The sequence below is a fragment of the Cohnella zeiphila genome, assembly GCF_014212055.1.
Lineage (GTDB): Bacteria > Bacillota > Bacilli > Paenibacillales > Paenibacillaceae > Cohnella > Cohnella zeiphila.
The window spans coordinates 1-17,068 of the sequence record NZ_JACJVO010000039.1 but is presented as its reverse complement, the minus strand read 5'-3'; the positions used below and the strand labels follow the sequence as shown (position 1 = coordinate 17,068).

Below are 17,068 nucleotides of genomic sequence, written 5' to 3'. Positions count from 1 at the left end.
CGGTTCCGTCGGAAGGGGCCGCTTCCAGCCAAGGCGGCCTTCTCTGGTCGTTCCGGACGCGGAACCTACTCTCCTGTTCGTCGCTGCTGACGGTATGAACACTGATAACGCAAGTATATCCCAACTGGCCTGCAGTGACAAGGCGCACTTCGCGGAATCGGGCTTGGCAGCGCCTGTCGGCCCGAAGCCCGATTCACCCCAGCTTGCCGCTTGCGGCCTCCCGCAGCCGCTTCAACGCTTTCACGCGGCCGAGCAGCCAGATCGTCTCGTTCAGGTCGGGACCGTGCGTCTGGCCGGTCAGCGCTACCCGGATCGGCATGAACAGTCCTTTGCCCTTGGCGCCGGTCTCGGCCTGAACGGCTTTGATCGCGCCTTTGATGGCGTCTGCCGTGTAAGCCGCATCGTCCATGGCTTCGACCTGACGGGCGAAAGCTTCCAGCACTTTCGGCACGCCTTCTTCCGCCAGCACGGCGCGGCCTTCCCCTTCCAGCTCCGGTTCGTCCCGGAAGAACAGCTCGGTGAGCGGCACGATGTCGGCCGCGCAGTTCATCTTGTCCTGATTAAGGGCGACGAGCGTCTTGGCCCACTGCTGCCTGGCCTCGTCGAGCTGTTCCGGCAAGAGCCCGGCCCGTTGGAGCTGAGGCACGCAGAGAGCGACGATTTCGCCGAGATCGGCCTTTTTGAAGTAGTGGTTGTTCATCCACGCCAGTTTTTTCTGGTCGAAAATCGAGCCGGACTTGTTGACCCGGTCGAACGAGAAGCGCTCGATGATATCCTGCTTCGAGAAAATTTCCTCTTCCGTATCCGGCGACCAGCCGAGCAAGGCCAGGAAATTGAGGATGGCTTCCGGCAAATAGCCGAGATCGCGATATTGCGAAATGAATTGCAGAATCGACTCGTCCCGCTTGGAAAGCTTCTTGCCCGCTTCGTTCAGAATCAGGTTAAAATGCGCGAAGATCGGCTCTTCCCATCCGAACGCCCGATAGAGCAAAATTTGCCGGGGCGTGTTGGAGATATGCTCTTCGCCGCGCGTCACGTGGGTGATCTTCATCAGATGGTCGTCGATCACGACGGCGAGATTGTACGTCGGCATGCCGCTCGACTTGACGATGACGAAGTCGTTGCCGTCCGACTCGAAGGAGATCTCGCCGCGAACCTCGTCTCGGAACTCGATCTTCTCGCCTTCGCCCACGCGAAGACGAACCGTATGGCTGCGCCCTTCCGCTTCGTACGCCGCGCGCTGCTCCGGCGTCAGATGGCGGCAGCGGCCGGAATACTTGGGCGTCTGTCCCGCCGCGGTCTGCTCTTCCCGCTCGCGCTCCAGCTCCTCTTCCGTACAGTAGCAATAATAAGCTTTGTCTTCTCCCAGTAGCCGTTCGATATGCTCGCGGTAAATGTCCATCCGTTCCGTACAGCGGTACGGGCCGTACGGGCCGCCGACGTCTTCCCCTTCATCCCAGTCGATTCCGAGCCACCGAAGCCCGTTGTAGAATTCTTCCGCCGCCCCGGAGACGTTGCGCCCCAGGTCGGTGTCTTCGATGCGCAGAATGAACTGCCCTCCGCGCTGTCTCGCGAACAAATAAGTGAAAAGCGCCGTCCGGGCGCCGCCGATATGAAGATGCCCGGTCGGGCTCGGCGCGTAACGGACGCGTACTGGTTGGTCCATCTTCGTTCCCCCGTTCCTAGTGAATCAATCAGTTCCCTTCCCGCGCCAGGCACACGATCGCCTGCGCCGCGATGCCTTCCCCGCGGCCCGTGAAGCCGAGCCGCTCGCTCGTGGTGGCCTTGACGTTCACCTGCGAAACATCGGCTTCCAGCGCCCGCGCGATCACTTCCGTCATGGCCGGGATATGCGGCGCCATCTTCGGTGCCTGCGCGATGATCGTCGCGTCGGCGTTGCCCAGCTTATAGCCCCGCTCCTTCGCGAGCGACCAGACGCGCTCCAGCAGCTTGACGCTGTCCGCGTCCTTGAACGCCGGGTCGGTATCCGGAAAATGCTTGCCGATATCGCCGAGCCCGAGCGCCCCGAGCACCGCGTCGCTGATCGCGTGCAGCAGCACGTCGGCGTCGGAATGGCCGAGCAGTCCTTTCTCGTACGGGATTTTCACCCCGCCGATGATGCAGTCCCGCCCTTCCGTCAGCTGGTGCACGTCGAATCCTTGCCCTACTCTGATCAAGTCCGTCCACGTCCTTCCGACGACGCCGCGGCCAGGAACAGCTCCGCTACCGGCAAATCCTCCGGCGTCGTGATTTTCAGATTGCGGTAATCTCCGGGAACGATCGCCACCTTGCGGCCCAGCCGCTCCATGAGCATCGTATCGTCCGTCGCGGCGGCGCCTTCTTCCTTGGCCGCCCTATGGGCTTCGATCAGCTCGCGCCGAACGAACGCCTGCGGCGTCTGTACCGCCCAGAGCGTCTTGCGGTCCGGCGTCGCGGTCATGAAGCCCGGTTCGCCCTCCACCTTGATCGTGTCCTTCACCGGCACGGCCAGCGCGGCGGCGCCGAACCGCTCGGCCGCCCGGCAGCACGCTTCGATCTGCCCGCCGGTCACGAGCGGCCGCGCCGCATCGTGCACCAGCACGCCTTCCGTATCAAGAGCCGCAAGGCCCGCTCCGACGCTCTCCTGGCGCTCGGCGCCGCCGGCCACGATCGCCCGGACCTTGGCGCTGTCGGCGGGAGCCAATTCGCGGACGGCGGCGGCGGCCATCTCTTCTTCGCCCGGAGCGACCACGACGGCGATGCTGTCCACGGAAGGACAGCGAGCGAACGTCTCCAGCGCGTGAGCCAGAATCGGCCGCCCGGCCAGCGGCAGGTACACCTTGTTGCCCTGCGCTCCCATCCGCGTTCCGCGGCCCGCGGCGACGACGACGACTCCCCAATTCATCCTTCAAGCCCCTCTCAAAGAACCAATCCCCCAAAAGTGACGTGATGCTCTGAGCTTAATTCCGAATACTTTTGGGGGAGCCCCCGGTTCATCACAGGAAATTTAATCGAATCATTTCCTAAATTAACAAAAAAGAACGGGACACATCAGAGCGTGTCCCGCCCGCATTTCTATTATCATACCTTGTCAGAGCGCTTTTTCCAATAGCTTCGGCTTCGCGAAGATCATCCGGCCGGCCGACGTCTGCAGCACGCTCGTCACGAGCACTTCCATCGTCGTGCCAATGTAATCGCGCCCGCCTTCGACGACGATCATCGTGCCGTCATCCAGATAGGCGACGCCTTGTCCGTGCTCCTTGCCGTCCTTGATCACCTGTACGACGATCTCCTCGCCCGGCAGCACGACCGGCTTGACGGCGTTGGCCAGATCGTTGATGTTGAGCACCGACACGCCTTGAAGCTCGCACACCTTGTTCAGGTTGAAGTCGTTCGTGACGACTTTGCCCCTCATCGCCTTGGCCAGCTTGACCAATTTGCTGTCCACTTCCCCGGGCTCGCCGTCGACGTCTTCGTAGATCAGCACTTTCACGTCGAGCTCCTTCTGGATCTTGTTCAGGATGTCCAGCCCGCGGCGCCCCCGGTTGCGCTTGAGCAGATCGGAAGAATCGGCGATATGCTGAAGCTCCTCGAGCACGAATTCGGGAATGACCAACGTCCCTTCGATAAATCCGGTCTTGCAGATGTCCGCGATCCGGCCGTCGATAATGACGCTCGTATCCAAAATTTTATGTTCCTCGAACCTCGGCGCTTCTTCTTTCGGAGCCTCCGGCGCTTTGCGGGCGAACGTCCAGGCGGAGATTTCTTCCTGCTTGCGCAGCCCGATGCGCGCGCCTGCGTAAGCCAGCATCAGAGCCAGCAGCGCCGACAGAACGCCGCCGATCCGGGGAATATCCGATAAGTACGGGTAGAACAGCACCGCCGCCACCAGTCCCAATCCGCCTCCGGCCGCGCCGGCGAGCAGCGTCCGCGCGGGCAGCCCGGACAACGACTCGATGCTTCTCGTCAGAGATCTTACGATCGGCCCCGCCAGAACCGTCGCGGCGAACAGCCCGATCATGGCTCCGATCGCGGCGGCCATGTAACGCCCGGAAGACAGCCCCGCCGCGCCGGTACCGAACGCCGCGCTGCTCCACAGCGTTCCGCCGGAACGCGTCCAGGAAGAAAAAGCTTGTCCCATCATCATTCCAAGCAGCAGCCCCGCCGCCTGAATGATGCGTCTCATCATCATAAAAATCACTCCCTTATTTTGCAATCCGGATCGGCCTTCCCGGGTGGTCCGTCCTTTTCCGAATCGTCTCGAAAGCGGGAGCGCCCAGGCGAGAACGCCCCGCTTTATCTGGTAATCAGTATGTTCCAATTTTCTCCACTCTAATCTTTCCACAAGGTCTTTGCTTCCAACTTTCGAGTCTCCTCCGCCGGCTTCGACGGATCGCGAAGGCCCCTTTCTCCGAACTTCTTTTGAAATGGCGCACTCCTTGCTCTATAATGGGAGGGAATAGCAAATAAACGGTAAACCGAGGTGGAACGGATGAGCGCACCAACGCTGCAGGAGTTTCAAGATCAAGTATCGGAACTCTTGCTACGTCATCGCAGTCTGCTGGATGTCCTGACCAAATACAGCCAGTCAAACGCTTCCGTGAACCGGGCCGTTGCCAAATCCATAACGGAATGCGGCTGCATCGAACTGAACGCGCGCCCCCAAGGCTTCTCGGAAGAGATGGAGCTTGACCAGGCCAAGCAGCAGTCCAAATCCCATATGAAGGGCACTCTCTGCGAGAACTGCCTCGATATCGTGCGTTCGGAGCTGGGGAAAAACGTCTTCTACATGTCGGCGCTGTGCAATCTGCTGGACATCCGCCTGGAAGACGTCGTCGCCCGGGAGTCGGACAAATGCTCGACGCTGGGCTTGTTCAATATGACCTGAGGACCGCTTGCGCGTCAGGCAGGACCGCCAGCCGGCGCCGCCGGCTCGGCGGTTTTTGTTTATAAGCGGCGCTATACGCCCGCTGCGTCCCGACCCGTCCCGCATCCAGACGTCAAAGGAGGCCGCCGCACATGCAAACACCGCTAACGCCCGCAACAGCCAACGACCGCGCCGCCTCTCGGCGGATTCGCGAGCGAAGACGCCTTTCCTCCGCCGCGTGGCGGAAGGGAACGGTTCGCTTCGCCGTTTCCGTCCTTCTGTTGATCGCCGTTTTCTGCCTGGCTACTTTTCTGTTCGACCCGCTTCAATTTTACCGCCAGGCGACCTGGTACCCGCCGATCTTCTCTACGCAGGAACGCTACCAGAACCCCGGTCTGGCCCGCAATTACGATTACGACACCATCATCCTGGGCACTTCGATGACGGAGAATTTCCTCCCGTCCGTGGTGGACAAGGCGCTGCACGGCAAAACGTTGAAGCTGTCGATGGAAGGCTCGATGGCGGAGGAGCAATACAAGATTGCCGACCTGGCGCTGCGCACCGGCAAGCCGAAGCAAGTGCTGTGGGGACTCGACTATTTCGCGTTCAAGCATCAGGATCCGGCGACGGCCGCCGATTTTCCCGATTACCTGTACGACGACGACTGGACCAACGACTACCGTTACCTGATGAACGTGTCCGTGTACGAGATGCTGGCCAAAGACGTTCTAAAGATGAATACGACGCGGACGAACCAGGACCTGGAGCATCTGTACAACTGGAACGCCAGCGGCGGGTTTGGAGCGGCTAAAGTGCTTGCGGCATACAGCCGGGCGGGGGAAGAGGAGAAATATTTCGGTTTGAACGAAGACCCGCTCGATCAAATCCGTCAAAGCTTCGAGACGAACGTGCTGTCGCTCGTGAAGCGATACCCGGACGTTCAGTTTCTGTTCTTTTACCCGCCGTACAGTATTCTCCGGCAGGACGTGTGGAAGAAGACGAACGAGACCCGCTACCGGAACCAGCTGGAGATGAGCGGCTGGATGTACCGGCAGCTGGCGGCTCTGCCGAACGCCAAAGTCTACGACTTTCAGGCGGAATCGGATTGGACGTACGACCTTGACCTGTACAAGGACTTGTCGCATTATGCGCAGGACGTGAACACCGGCATCGCAGAAGCGATCGGAAGGGACGACCCGAAGTACCGGATGACGGACGAAAACGCGGATTCGTTCGCGGACAAGCTGGAGGAGCAGCTGCAGCGGTTCGTGATCACGCCGGATGATCAAGTGCTCGATGCCGACATCGAGCTGGCCGACGGCGGGAACAAACGGGAGCTCAGCTTCTCCGCCGTATCCGGCGTGTCGGGCGCCGACGAGCTGCTCGTGCCGGCCAAGGAATTCGCAGCCGCCGTCGGAGCCTCCTTGTCATGGCAGGAGAGCGCGCGCACGCTGACGTTGACGCTCGGCGGGCGGAAGCTCGCGATGACGCCCGACGAGTCAGCGGCTGTCGCGAACGGCCGGAGCGTGACGCTGGACGCCGCGCCGAAGCTGGTCAGCGGGTCGACCCGCATTCCGCTTCGTTCGGTCGCCGAATCCCTCGGACTGGCGGCGGAAGCGACGCGTCCGGACAAGCATACGTTGAAGCTGACGGTATCGTTAAGATAGGTAGGTAGGTACAATCTCATTGCGCAAAAAAGCACCGGTCCCCCTTTTTGGAGGGAAGCCGGTGCTTTGTATTTACTGGGGTTCAGGCGCTGTGCTCCGAATGATACTGATCGTCGGGGGACGGCCGTTTCTTGCGGCGGCGTCTCGGCATGAAGCGTTCAACGTTTTTTTTTAGCCCCCAGAGCGCATACAGAAGCAGCAGAGCGAGGATGAATTTCGGAATGGCCTTCGGAAATTCGAAAGCGAGCAGAACGGCTGCCGCCACCACGAGCGGAATGGCCCATACGGCCGCCCTCGGCAGGCCGAGCTTCTTGAAATTCGGATATTTAATGCTGCTCACCATCAAGTACGACAAGGCCAGCGTGCTGATCAGGAGCAGGTACACGTTCAGATCGTGATTGAACAAAGCAAGCGTGGCCAGCACGCCGCCGGCCGCCGGAATCGGCAAGCCGATAAAATAGCCGGGGATTCCTTCGATCACGTTGAACCGCGCAAGCCGCAGCGCGCCGCAAATCGGGAAAATGGCGGTAACGATCCATGCCAGAGCCGAATTCACGTCGATGAACGCAGCCTGGTACATGATGAATGCGGGAGCTACGCCGAAGGAAATGACATCGGACAGCGAATCCAATTCCTTGCCGAATTCGCTTTGAGCATTGAGCGCGCGGGCGACTCGCCCGTCTACCCCGTCCAGCAGCATCGCGATGATCACCAGCAGAGCAGCGCCGTTCGCACGGTCGTTAAACGCCAAAATAATGGAGAGCACGCCGAGAAACAGGTTGCCTACCGTGAACAAGCTCGGTATGGATTTCGTGATCATGATTCCACCTCGACTTTACTATGCCCCTCCGCAGGCCATTCTCATGAACGGTCTGGGCGATCGCGCGATCCTGGCATCGTTCCCACGCCATTTCATCATTTTAGTCCCGTTAAATCTGTCTGTCAATAAACACCTGCTCCTGGATCCGCTTCAGTCCTTCCTTGATCGTCCGGGCCCGCACTTCGCCGATCCCGTCCACTTCGTCCAATTCCTCGATGGACGCCAGCATGATGTGCGGAAGCGAACCGAAGCGTTCCACCAGATTATGGATGATGACGCTCGGAAGCCGGGGAATTTTGCTCAGCATGCGGTAGCCCCGGGGCTGAAACCCTTCTTCCGCGACGGAACTGATCGATGCGTAGCCCAGAACGCGGATCAGATGCGTCGTATCGAGCAGCTCCTCCGAAGTCAGCTTCTTGAGCGCGGCCATGATCTCCCGGATTTTGTCGTCCGAGGCGTCCCGGGCATAGTCCTTCAGCAGCAGCCTCGCTTCTTCCTCCGCCATTCCGACCAATTCCACCATTTGCATGCTGATCAGCCGTCCTTCGTTGCCGAGCTCCAGCACGTAGCGGTTGATCTCCATTTTGATTCGCAGTACCATTTCGGCGCGCTGAATGACGTAAGCCACTTCGTGCATCGTGACCAGCTCTTCGAATTCCAGCGCGGACAGATTCGTCAGCGCTTGATTATAGACGGCCCGGTACTTCTCCAGCGTCTGGATCGCTTGGTTGGCTTTGGTCAGGATGACGCCGATCTCCTTGAGCGAATAGCGCAGCTGGCCCTGGTACAGCGTAATGATGTTGCGCCGCTGGGAGATGGAGACGACCAGCTTCCCGGTCTGTTTGGCCACCCGTTCGGCCGTGCGGTGGCGAATTCCCGTCTCGGACGACGAGATCGACGAATCGGGAATCAGCTGCGTGTTCGCATACAGAATCCGCTTGCCGTCTTCGCTCAGAATGATGGCGCCGTCCATCTTGGCCAACTCGTATAAATAGTTCGGACTAAAGTCGCAATTAATGGAAAATCCTCCGTCGACCACTTCCATCACTTCCGGGCTGTAGCCGACGACGATCAGCGCGCCCGTTTTGGCGCGGAGCACGTTCTCGAGGCCGTCGCGGAACGGCATTCCCGGCGCCACCATGAGCAGCAGCTGGTTCATCGTTTGCTGCTGATCCTTCTCCTTGTATTCCTTCATATCTGCCTGGCACCTCCTATTCCAACGCCGCACGCAGCGCTTCCGCTACCGTGCTGACCGCGACCAATTCAATTCCGGCGGGCGGCTGCCAGCCTTTCAGGCTCGCCTTCGGCAAGATCACCCGCTTGAATCCGAGCTTGAGCGCTTCCTTCACCCGCATCTCGGCGCGCGACACGGCCCGAACTTCGCCGGTAAGGCCCACTTCGCCGAATACGACGTCGTCGGGCTTCGTCGGCATGTCGCGGAAACTGGACGCCAAGCTGACCGCTGCCGCCAGATCCGCGGCCGGTTCGTCCAGCCTGACCCCGCCCGCCACGTTTACGTATGCGTCTTGATTTTGCAGAAACAACCCCATCCGCTTCTCCAGCACCGCGATCACGAGCGAGATCCGCTGATGGTCGAGTCCCGAGGACATTCGCCTCGGCGACGGGAAATGCGTGGGCGCCACGAGCGCCTGAAGCTCGACAAGGACCGGCCGGGTCCCCTCCATGCTGGCCGCCACGGTCGAACCGGAGACGCCGAGCGGACGTTCCGAAAGGAACAGTTCCGACGGATTCGTCACCTCGCGGAGCCCCTCTTCCATCATCTCGAAGATGCCGATCTCGTTCGTCGAGCCGAAGCGGTTCTTGACCGCCCGCAGCAGCCGGTACGAATGATGGCGCTCGCCTTCAAAGTACAGCACGCAATCGACCATATGCTCCAGAAGACGCGGCCCGGCGATTGCGCCTTCCTTCGTCACATGGCCGACGAGGACGGTCGCCACGCCGTTCACTTTGGCGATGCGCATGAATTGGGCCGTGCATTCCCGAACCTGAGCGACGCTTCCCGGTGCCGACGGAACGTCGGGACGGTACACCGTCTGGATCGAGTCGATGACGAGGAAGTCGGGTTGCACGTCCGCGATCGCCTCTTCCACCAGGTCGAGGTTCGTCTCGCAGAGCACATACAACCGTTCGCTGAGCACGCCGAGCCGATCGGCACGCATTTTCGTCTGCCGGACCGATTCCTCGCCGGACACGTACAGCACCTTGAGCCCTTGAGAGGTCAGGGCATGGGACGTTTGCAGCAGCAAGGTCGATTTGCCGATGCCGGGATCTCCGCCGACCAGCAGCAGCGATCCGGGCACAAGGCCGCCGCCGAGTACCCGGTTCAATTCGCCGAGCCCGGTCGGCACGCGCGGCTCCTTGCCGCTATCTATATCTATGATCGATTTCGCCTTTTCTTTCGTCCGGGTCAGCTCGCTTTGGGCGACCGGAGCTTTCATCACCGTCTCCGTCTCTTCCATCATGGTGTTCCAAGCTCCGCAGCCCGGACACTTGCCCATCCATTTGGGCGATTCGGTGCCGCACTCGGAGCAGACGAACTTCACTTTTACCTTTGCCATGAACGCTCTCCCGCAAAAAAAAGATGGTACCCAAAGTGTACCATGTTCGTCCCGAAGGGTAAAATAACTTGCGGCCTATGCAGTATTCTCGCAGCGTGCATTTACATAAAAAATGAATGCGAAGCGGCTTGCCCGCCCGCATTCTGTTGCCGATAACCGTTCTAACTGTTCCACCACCAGCGCCAGAGCAGCCACAACACGACGGCGATGATCAGAAACCCCCCGCTTAAATAAAACAATACGAATAATATTTTGCTCAGAAGAAACAGCAAAAGCACGATGCCGATGCCGGTGAGCAGCAGCATGAACGGCTGCCGCCACGGGAATGGCCGGCGCGGTCGATGCATGGCGGCGTTCCTCCCCTTTCGATATGCAAGCGCCCCGTTTCGGGGAAGCTGCCGTCCTTTGCGCGGCGGACGGGCGGAAGCGGACTCCCCGGACGTATGCTATAACGTATGGCCGACGCTTCGAAAGGGTGAGCGTGCCGCGGAAGATGCGCAGGCCTCGCGGAACGGCAACAACCCGGCAGCCGTTAAGGCCCCGGGTTGTTGCATTTTCCGAACAGGTTAGCTCTTGGTGGATCCGACTTCGTCTTTGCTGAGAACGACAAGCGTGCCATCCTTCTCGTCGATCAGCAGCGTGTCGCCCCGCTTGATCTTGCCCATCAGCATCTCTTCGGACAAGCGGTCCTCGATATGCTTCTGAATCGCGCGGCGCAGCGGGCGGGCGCCGTACTGCGGGTCATAGCCTTCCTTGGCGAGGAAGCCCTTGGCCGCGTCGGTCAATTCGAACCGGACATCCAGCTCGCTCAGACGCTTGCGCAGCTCGTCGGCCATCAAGGTAACGATGCGAGCGATATGCTCTTCCCCGAGCGGATGGAATACGATCACTTCGTCGATCCGGTTCAGGAACTCCGGACGGAACGACTTTTTCAGTTCGGCCAGCACTTTGTCTTTCATGACGTTGTAGTCATGGCCGGCATCCTGAGCGGCGGTGAAGCCGAGCGTCGAGTTCCGTTTGATCTGTTCGGCCCCCACGTTCGAGGTCATGATGATCAGCGTGTTGCGGAAGTCGACCGTGCGGCCCTTGGAATCGGTCAGGCGTCCGTCCTCCAGCACTTGCAGCAGCACGTTGAACACTTCCGGATGCGCCTTCTCGATCTCGTCAAGCAGCACGACCGAGTACGGCTTGCGGCGCACCTTCTCCGTCAGCTGGCCGCCCTCGTCGTAGCCGACGTATCCCGGAGGCGCCCCGACGAGGCGGGACGTCGAATGCTTCTCCATATATTCCGACATGTCGATGCGGATGACCGCGTTCTCGTCCCCGAACATCGACTCGGCCAGTGCGCGGGCGAGCTCGGTCTTGCCGACACCCGTCGGGCCGAGGAAGATGAACGAGCCGATCGGACGCTTCGGATCCTTGAGTCCGGCGCGGGAACGGCGCACGGCGCGGGCGACCGCCTTGACGGCTTCCTCCTGCCCGATGACGCGATCGTGCAGAATGTCTTCCATCTTAAGCAGGCGTTCCGTCTCCTCTTCCGCCAGCTTGCTGACCGGAATGCCGGTCCAGCTCGCGACGACTTGCGCGATGTCTTCCGGCGTCACTTCGGAGTCGGTGCGGCCCTGCTTTTCCTTCCACTGGTTCTTGGTCGACTCCAGCTCTTCGCGAATCTTCTGCTCGGTGTCGCGAAGCGCGGCGGCCTTCTCGAACTCCTGGCTCTGCACCGAAGCGTCCTTCTCCTTGCGGATGTCATCCAGACGCTGTTCGAGCTGCTTCAGATTCGGCGGAACCGTATAGGAACGGAGGCGAACCTTGGAGCTGGCTTCGTCGATCAGGTCGATCGCCTTGTCCGGCAGGAAGCGGTCGGTGATGTAACGGTCCGACAGCTTGACGGCCGCTTCGATCGACTCGTCGGTGATTTTCACGCGGTGATGCGCTTCGTACCGGTCGCGCAGGCCGTGGAGGATTTGGATCGCTTCCTCCGGCGAAGGCTGGTCGACGGTGATCGGTTGGAACCGGCGCTCCAGCGCGGCGTCCTTCTCGATATACTTGCGGTATTCGTCCAGCGTCGTGGCTCCGATGCATTGCAACTCGCCGCGGGCCAGCGCCGGCTTCAGGATATTGGAGGCGTCGATGGCGCCTTCCGCTCCCCCTGCGCCGATCAGCGTATGCAGCTCGTCGATGAACAGAATGACGTTGCCGGCTTGGCGGATCTCATCCATGATCTTCTTGAGGCGGTCTTCGAATTCGCCGCGGTACTTCGTGCCGGCGACGACCGAACCCATGTCGAGCGTCATGACGCGTTTGTCGCGCAGCGTCTCGGGAATTTCTCCCATTACGATCTTCTGCGCGAGACCTTCCGCGATCGCCGTCTTCCCGACGCCCGGCTCTCCGATCAGAACCGGATTGTTCTTCGTGCGGCGGGAGAGCACTTGAATGACGCGCTCGATCTCCTTCTGCCGTCCGATGACCGGATCGATATGATTATCCTTGGCGCTGGCCGTCAGATCGCGGGCCAGGCCGTCCAGCGTCGGCGTGCTGACGTTCGCCGAAGGACCGTGGTTTTGCGAGACGCTCTCGCTGCTGCCGAGCAGCTGCAGCACTTGCTGGCGGGCCTTGTTCAGGCTGATGCCCAAATTGTTCAGCACGCGGGCGGCTACGCCTTCGCCTTCGCGAATGAGGCCGAGCAGGATATGCTCCGTGCCGACGTACGTGTGACCGAGTTTGCGCGCTTCGTCCATCGACAGTTCGATAACTTTCTTGGCGCGCGGGGTGTAGGCGATATTGACGGGCTGTTCTTGGCCGCGGCCGATCAGCGATTCGACTTCGTCCTGGATTTTCTCCAAGCCGAGTCCCAGCGCGATCAGAGCCTTGGCGGCAATGCTTTCGCCTTCGCGAATCAATCCGAGCAAGATATGCTCCGTACCGATGTTATTGTGTCCCAGACGCACCGCTTCTTCTTGAGCCAGCGCGAGCACCTTCTGCGCGCGTTCGGTAAATCTTCCGAACATCATGAGACAACACCTCCCCGATTAAGTTAAGAATAGAACATTTACGCTTCGTTTGCCAGTCGCGAGCGAATCGTCCGGGCCCGGGTCATATCCCGCTGCTCCGCCGACAGCGCTTCTCCATGATGCTGCTGCAGGAATCCCGGCTGCGTCGAGACGAGAAGTTCGTTCAGCGTCTCTTGGGAAACGTCGGTCAAAAGGCCCAGATGAAGCCCCAGCCGGACGTCGGACAGCCGCTGCGACGCTTCTTTGGAATCGATGATGTTCGCGTATTTCAGAATGCCGTACGAGCGAAGGATCCGATCCTCCACCCGCGGCCGCGATTCGGCCAGCAGCCTCTCGCGAGCCGCTTTCTCGTGGGCGATAATCTGCCGGGCGACGGAATACAGGTTGTCGATAATTTCGCTCTCGGACAGCCCGAGCGTCAGCTGGTTGGACACCTGGAACAAGTTGCCCGTCGCTTCGCTTCCCTCGCCGTAAAGGCCGCGTACCGCCAGACCGACCTGCGTCACCGCCGTCAAAATCCGGTTGATCTGCCCCGTAAGCGCCAAGGCCGGCAAGTGCATCATGACCGACGCCCGGATTCCGGTTCCGACGTTCGTCGGGCAGCTCGTCAGGTAGCCGTATTTTTCATCAAAAGCGTAATCGACGCCCTCTTCGAAAATATCGTCGATCTTGCTGGCGAACTCCCATGCCTCCCGAATCTGGAACCCCGGATAGAGACATTGAATGCGAAGATGGTCCTCTTCGTTAATCATAATGCTGATGTTCTCGTCAGGTCCGAGAATGAGCGCCCCGCTTCGCGACTGCCCCGCCAGCGCCGGGCTGATCAGGTGCTTTTCCACGAGCACGAGCTTCTCCAGCTCGGTCATCTCGGACAGCCGGTAGGCCGGCATCTCTCCGAGGCCGCTGAGCCGTCCGCTCTCGGCAACGCCGAGCAGCTGCTCCAACGCGCCTTCCGCCTGCTCCGGAGTGGCCATGAGCGGGAACGGGAAGCTGCGCAAGTTGCGGGCGATCCGGATTCGGCTGCTCAGCACGACGTCCGTATCGGGACCCGGCTTGCGCATCCACGGGCTAAGCGCCTGTTCGGAGAACGTATGATTGGCCACGTTCGTCACCACCTCCTTATCCAGTCCAACGGATCGGTCCGTCTAGGATCCGATCTCTCGCTCCAGCTCCCGGATCTGATCCCGGAGCCGCGCGGCCGTCTCGAAGTCCTCGCGCTCGATCTTTCCCTGCATCTCCTTCTTCAGCCGGTCGATCTCGCGTTTCGTCTTCACGCGGCCGCCCGCCCGCTTGGGAATCTTGCCGACGTGCACTGTATTTCCATGTACCCGTTTCAGCAAGGGTTCAAGCCGGTCGGCGAAATGCTTGTAACATTGGCTGCAGCCGAACTTGCCCAACTTGCTGAATTGGGAGTAAGTCATGCCGCAGTTCTCGCAGCGCAGCTGGGGCGGTTTGACCCCGTTTGCTGCCGCATCGAAGTCGAGCAAGCCCGATAGCAAGTTATGAATAGAGAAGCCGCTGGCCGTTCCCGGAATCAGCTCTCCCCTCTCCCGGGCGCACGATTCGCAAATATGCAATTCCGTCTTCTCGCCGTTAATGATCTTCGTAAAATGAAGCGTTGCCTGTCGTTTGCCGCATTCTTGGCATTGCATGGCAGCTGCACCTCCTTATCGGTGGCATCTGACGCTACTTGGCGAGCAGCGCGACGAGCATGGCCTTCATCAGCTTGGCGCGTATCTCGTCCCGCACCGGCAGCTTGAGCTGCAGAACGTCGCGGGAGATGGCCGCTCGCAGCAGGTTCGCTTCCCTCGCCGTGAGAAATCTTGCTTCCTCCAGCTGATAAACGAGCCCTTCGGCCGCGGACTGGTCGATCTGTTCGCCTACCGTCTGCCGAATGTGCCGCTGAACCGCTTCGAGCGACGGCAAATCGACCCGTTGAATGCGAATGTAGCCGCCTCCGCCTCGTTTGCTCTCGACATAATAGCCCTTCTCCAGCGTAAACCGGGTGCTGATCACGTAATTGATCTGAGACGGAACGCAGGAGAACTTCTCGGCCAGATCGCTTCGCTGGATCTCGACGACGCCGGCGGAGCTGGTCTGTAAAATCTGCTTCAAATACTGCTCGATCAGATCCGAAATATTGCGCATCGCCAGACCTCCTTTCCGGAGCGCGATCCTGACTTTGACTTTCTTTGACTATATGACCATTATAAACGCTTTAAGCGAAATTGCCAAGGGGCTTGAGCAGAAAAGTGAAAAGAGGAGGCGGGACGATTCCCGTCCCCTCATTTATAGTATTGGAAGGGCGGATATCCTTTATGCAGTTGACGTTCCATAGGATTCGGCAATTTCTTGTTTTGGAGACGTTTCAGAAAAAGTCCATCAAATACGGCGTGCGGACGGGAATGCGGCGTTCCAGCATCCCGATCGCCTCGTCGCTGCCTTGCAGCAAACCGGCCGCCCTCAGCCCACCCGGTCTCCGGTTGCCTAGCAGCATCGCCGTCAAAGCCCGAATATCGCAGCAGGCGTCGAAGTCGGCTTCAGGCGCGGCGACCGCTTCCGCCGAACCGTCCGCAGCCCAGATTAACTCGAACGTGCCGTCATTCCAAGGCGCGTGTTCGTCGCGAACGCGAATCTTAAGCCGCTCTTCCTTCCCGAATGGCACGAATGGGTACGATTGAACGATCCCCGCGACGTCCACAATCCGGGACATGAAGTAAGGAACGATCTCCTGCTTGAACCGGGGATCCGGCAGCAGGAAGGGCATGGCGTCGTCCGTCGGTACGATGAGCTCGATCCGGTCGGCCATCGAATCGTGCTGGGCGATAAACGCCCATAGCGCCGTTTGGGCTTCGCCGTTCTCGTAAGCCCAATCGCGCACCGTCAGCAGCCGGTCGCGAACCTCGTATACGATATATCCTTGAGGCGTTCCTTCGTCGTTTCTCCAGACCGCCGCCAGTCCCGAGTCGGACAGTACCGTCTGATGCCAGCGATTTTCTGCCCGCACCAAAGTGCCGGTATACTGGGAAGCCGCACGCTCGTAAATCCCGTTCAACGTCTCTATTTCTCGGCAGCGCTCCATCCGTCCCGTAGAATTCCCGCGCTTCGGCAGCAGCGGCATCGGCACCTCGTACTTCTTGCGCTCGATCGTCAGTTCCCAACCGAATTTCCGGTAAAAAGGGAACGCGAACGGATGCAGCATGCTGACGAACTGCTTCTGCTCCTTCATCACGGCCAACGAATGGGCCAGCAGCTTCGCCACGCAGCCGTTTCTCCTCGCTTCCGGCCAGGTAGCGACCCCCGCGATGCCGCCCATGCGGAACGGCTTCCCTTGGACCCAGCATTCGAACGGAATCAAGATCAGCGCGGATTGCAATCTGCCTTCCTCGTCAAACGCCCCCCAATGCTGCTCCGGCCGAAAATGAGCCCGTTCCCGTTCGATACGCTCGGCAGGCATTTTCATCTGAAACGCGAATTCCGAAAGCGCAATTCTTTCGTCGTACTCTTCCGCTTTGAGTTGGCGAATATGCACAGCGTTCTCCCCTTTCTTCCTCATCTTACCTTAAATGCAGGTTAGGCTGCACCAGCTAATGCTCGCCGGAGATCTAAAAAGAATAGGGCCAACTACGCAGCATCCTTTAAAACTTTGTTTGTTTATTGACCAAATTAAGATTGAAAATGCCGGCTCATCTTCTCGACCTCTTCGATCTGTTCCGAAGAAATAGGGATTAGGGCGCAGCCTTCTTCCTTCTCACCATTCACTTTTCAACCATTACTTCCTACTCAAAGGGTACTCCGAGCGCCTTTTTGTACCGTGCAGCCGGGCTTGATTAGTTAGCATTGGAGTTAAAGAGTCGCTCACTCATCCCTATATCCCGTGTTCTCTGCATCCATCTTCTGCTGCGCTGACTAGGAATGCATCGAAGTCGAAACAAGCAGGCGGTAATCAAAAGAAGCACCTCCGTTATTGGAGATGCTTCTTTCTGTTTGCCGGCCCGGCGGCGTACGACTGTCGCGGGACTCGGCCCGCGCCGGTCCAACTTTGCTAAAGCTCGGTTTTCTTAAGGGCTTTCCCGTTTCCCTCAAGCAACGACAAAAGAGGAGATCCGCTAAAGATCTCCTCAGAATGTCGAGAAACCCCT

General features: G+C 59.6%; 15 protein-coding genes. 2 read left to right on the top strand and 13 right to left on the bottom strand.

Features of this window, described 5'->3' with window-relative positions; all coding sequences use genetic code 11:
* Window positions 1-193: 193 nt before the first annotated feature.
* The 4 genes from gltX to H7C18_RS28765 all read right to left on the bottom strand — a co-directional run bounded on the left by gltX (window position 194) and on the right by H7C18_RS28765 (window position 4,168).
* Entirely contained in the window at window positions 194-1,666 is a 1,473-nt protein-coding gene (gene gltX, locus H7C18_RS28780) for a glutamate--tRNA ligase (RefSeq protein ID WP_185132575.1), read from the bottom strand.
* Window positions 1,667-1,694: 28 nt separating this feature from the next.
* Window positions 1,695-2,177, bottom strand: coding sequence for a 2-C-methyl-D-erythritol 2,4-cyclodiphosphate synthase (ispF, locus tag H7C18_RS28775; protein WP_185132574.1), 483 nt, complete (start codon window positions 2,175-2,177; stop codon window positions 1,695-1,697).
* The gene (gene ispD / locus H7C18_RS28770; protein ID WP_185132573.1) at window positions 2,174-2,884 is read right to left on the bottom strand and encodes a 2-C-methyl-D-erythritol 4-phosphate cytidylyltransferase; all 711 of its coding nucleotides are present in this window, start codon (window positions 2,882-2,884) and stop codon (window positions 2,174-2,176) included. Before ispD ends, ispF begins: the two co-directional genes overlap by 4 nt.
* Window positions 2,885-3,070: 186 nt before the next feature.
* Window positions 3,071-4,168 (bottom strand): PIN/TRAM domain-containing protein, encoded by a 1,098-nt coding sequence (locus H7C18_RS28765; RefSeq protein ID WP_185132642.1) that lies wholly within the window; start codon window positions 4,166-4,168, stop codon window positions 3,071-3,073.
* A gap of 303 nt (window positions 4,169-4,471) precedes the next feature.
* Here H7C18_RS28765 and H7C18_RS28760 point away from each other — a divergent pair, with 303 nt between their 5' ends.
* Entirely contained in the window at window positions 4,472-4,867 is a 396-nt protein-coding gene (locus H7C18_RS28760; RefSeq protein ID WP_185132572.1) for a DUF1573 domain-containing protein, read from the top strand.
* A 131-nt stretch (window positions 4,868-4,998) separates the two neighbouring features.
* On the top strand, window positions 4,999-6,513 hold the full coding sequence (locus H7C18_RS28755) for a copper amine oxidase N-terminal domain-containing protein (RefSeq protein ID WP_185132571.1): 1,515 nt from the start codon (window positions 4,999-5,001) through the stop codon (window positions 6,511-6,513).
* An 82-nt stretch (window positions 6,514-6,595) separates the two neighbouring features.
* On the opposite strand, the gene pssA is transcribed toward H7C18_RS28755, so the two are convergent.
* From pssA to H7C18_RS28710, 9 genes are all read right to left on the bottom strand, one after another.
* Window positions 6,596-7,333 carry a CDP-diacylglycerol--serine O-phosphatidyltransferase gene (pssA, locus tag H7C18_RS28750; RefSeq protein ID WP_185132570.1) on the bottom strand — a complete coding sequence of 246 codons (738 nt, stop codon included), beginning with the start codon at window positions 7,331-7,333 and terminating at the stop codon, window positions 6,596-6,598.
* A 109-nt stretch (window positions 7,334-7,442) separates the two neighbouring features.
* Window positions 7,443-8,528, bottom strand: a complete 1,086-nt coding sequence (gene disA, locus H7C18_RS28745) for a DNA integrity scanning diadenylate cyclase DisA (protein WP_185132569.1) — start codon at window positions 8,526-8,528, stop codon at window positions 7,443-7,445.
* A gap of 16 nt (window positions 8,529-8,544) precedes the next feature.
* Window positions 8,545-9,912 (bottom strand): DNA repair protein RadA, encoded by a 1,368-nt coding sequence (gene radA, locus H7C18_RS28740; protein WP_185132568.1) that lies wholly within the window; start codon window positions 9,910-9,912, stop codon window positions 8,545-8,547.
* Between the two features lie 161 nt (window positions 9,913-10,073).
* Window positions 10,074-10,259, bottom strand: coding sequence for a hypothetical protein (locus tag H7C18_RS28735; RefSeq protein ID WP_185132567.1), 186 nt, complete (start codon window positions 10,257-10,259; stop codon window positions 10,074-10,076).
* A 219-nt stretch (window positions 10,260-10,478) separates the two neighbouring features.
* Entirely contained in the window at window positions 10,479-12,926 is a 2,448-nt protein-coding gene (clpC, locus tag H7C18_RS28730) for an ATP-dependent protease ATP-binding subunit ClpC (protein ID WP_185132566.1), read from the bottom strand.
* Between the two features lie 38 nt (window positions 12,927-12,964).
* A complete protein-coding gene (locus H7C18_RS28725) occupies window positions 12,965-13,987 on the bottom strand; it encodes a protein arginine kinase (RefSeq protein ID WP_185132641.1) in 1,023 nt (340 codons plus the stop codon).
* Window positions 13,988-14,071: 84 nt separating this feature from the next.
* The gene (locus tag H7C18_RS28720) at window positions 14,072-14,578 is read right to left on the bottom strand and encodes a protein-arginine kinase activator protein McsA (protein ID WP_185132565.1); all 507 of its coding nucleotides are present in this window, start codon (window positions 14,576-14,578) and stop codon (window positions 14,072-14,074) included.
* Window positions 14,579-14,612: 34 nt separating this feature from the next.
* Window positions 14,613-15,074, bottom strand: a complete 462-nt coding sequence (locus H7C18_RS28715) for a CtsR family transcriptional regulator (RefSeq protein WP_185132564.1) — start codon at window positions 15,072-15,074, stop codon at window positions 14,613-14,615.
* Window positions 15,075-15,294: 220 nt separating this feature from the next.
* Window positions 15,295-16,458: a GNAT family N-acetyltransferase gene (locus H7C18_RS28710; RefSeq protein WP_185132563.1), complete on the bottom strand. Its 1,164-nt coding sequence runs from the start codon at window positions 16,456-16,458 to the stop codon at window positions 15,295-15,297.
* Window positions 16,459-17,068 lie beyond the last annotated feature (610 nt).